At 73.3% G+C, this 2,029-nt stretch carries 1 protein-coding gene; it reads left to right on the top strand.

The genetic code is table 11. The features are described from left to right. Positions 1-77: 77 nt before the first annotated feature. On the top strand, positions 78-2,029 hold a 1,952-nt coding region (locus ACFRMQ_RS40395), incomplete at its 3' end, for a type I polyketide synthase (protein WP_380735903.1).

Raw genomic sequence — 2,029 nt, 5'->3', positions numbered from 1 at the left:
GCTCCCGCGGGCCGCCGCCACCGCCGTCCACGCCCCGCACGCAGGCTGAATCTTTCGCACAGAAGTGGCGACCCTCGATGACCAACGATGACAAGCTGCTCGACTATCTCAAGAGGGTCACCGCCGACCTGGCCCAGACCAGGCAACGGCTGCGCGACGTGGAGACCGAGGAGAAGGAGCCCATCGCCATCGTGGCGATGAGCTGCCGGTTCCCCGGTGGCGTCACCACCCCCGAGGAGCTCTGGCGGCTGGTCGCCGAGGGCACCGATGCCGTCACGGACCACCCGGACAACCGGGGCTGGGACGGCGACGCGATCCTGGACCCGGACCCGGACGCGTCCGGCAAGAGCTACGTCCTGAAGGGCGGCTTCCTGCACGACGCCGCCGACTTCGAGCCGGACTTCTTCGGCATCTCGCCGCGCGAGGCGCTGCTGATGGACCCCCAGCAGCGGCTGCTGCTGGAGGTGGCCTGGGAGGCGCTGGAGCGCGGCGGCATCGCGCCGGACTCGGTGCGCGGCGCCCGGATCGGGGTGTTCGCGGGAACCAACGGCCAGGACTACCGCGACGTGCTGGCCAAGCTGCCGAAGGACCCGGAGGCGGCGCTCGGCACCGGCGTGCTGGCGGCGGTGATGGCGGGCCGGATCTCCTACACCCTCGGCATGGAGGGCCCCGCGGTCACCATCGACACCGCGTGCTCCTCGGCCCTGGTGGCCCTGCACCTGGCGGTGCAGGCGCTGCGCCAGCGCGAGTGCACGCTGGCGATGGCCGGCGGCGTCTCGGTGATGTCCACCCCGGGCGCGTTCATCGCCTTCAGCCGGCAGCGCGGGCTCTCCCCGGACGGCCGCTGCAAGTCCTTCGCCGACGAGGCGGACGGCACCGGCTGGGGCGAGGGCGCCGGCATGCTGCTGCTGGAGCGGCTCTCGGACGCCCGGCGCAACGGGCACGAGGTGCTGGCCGTCATCCGCGGCTCCGCGGTCAACCAGGACGGCGCGTCCAACGGGCTGACGGCCCCCAACGGGCCGTCCCAGCAGCGGGTGATCCGTCAGGCGCTGGCCAGTGCCGGGCTGTCCACCGGTGACGTGGACGTGGTGGAGGCGCACGGCACCGGCACCACGCTGGGCGACCCGATCGAGGCGCAGGCGCTGCTGGCCACCTACGGCCAGGGCCGTACGGCGGACCGGCCGCTGTGGCTGGGCTCGATCAAGTCCAACATCGGGCACACCCAGGCCGCCGCCGGCGTCGCGGGCGTGATCAAGATGGTCCAGGCGATGCGCCACGGCGTGCTGCCCAAGACCCTGTTCGCGGAGAACCCCGCGAGCAAGGTGGACTGGACGGCCGGCGAGGTGCGGCTGCTGACCGAGGCCCGGGCCTGGCCCGAGGTCGAGCGTCCGCGCCGGGCCGCCGTCTCCTCCTTCGGCGCGAGCGGCACCAACGCCCACACCATCATCGAGCAGGCCCCCGTCGAGGAGGCCGTCGAGCGCACTCCGGCGAGCGCCCCCTCGACCATCCCGTGGCTGCTCTCCGGGCGCACCCCCGAGGCCCTGCGCGAGCAGGCGCTGCGGCTGGCCGCCGTGGCGGACACCCTGGACCCGGTGGACGCCGCCTTCTCGCTGGCCACCACCAGGACCGCCCAGCAGTACCGGGCCGTGGTGCTCGGCCGGGACGGCGAGCAGCTGCGCAGCGGCCTGACCGCCCTGGCCGAGGGCGCCCCCGGAGTGCTCCAGGGCCGCACCACCAAGGGGCTCACGGCCTTCCTGTTCACCGGCCAGGGATCGCAACGACCGGGCATGGGACGGGAGTTGTACGAGGAGTTCGAGGCGTTCCGGCAGGCCTTCGACGAGGTCTGCGGCCACTTCGACGAGGGGCTCAAGGACCTGGTCTTCGGTACCGACGCCGAGCCGCTGAACCGGACCGCCACCACCCAGGCCGCCCTCTTCGCCTTCGAGGTGGCGCTGTTCCGGTTGCTGGAGTCGTGGGGCGTCCGGCCGGATTTCCTGGCGGGGCATTCGATCGGTGAGGTCGCGGCCGC

This window comes from Kitasatospora sp. NPDC056783, from assembly GCF_042789895.1.
Taxonomy (GTDB): Bacteria; Actinomycetota; Actinomycetes; order Streptomycetales; family Streptomycetaceae; genus Kitasatospora.
The sequence above is the reverse complement of the archived record's forward strand: the minus strand, read 5'-3'. Positions and strand labels throughout refer to the sequence as shown.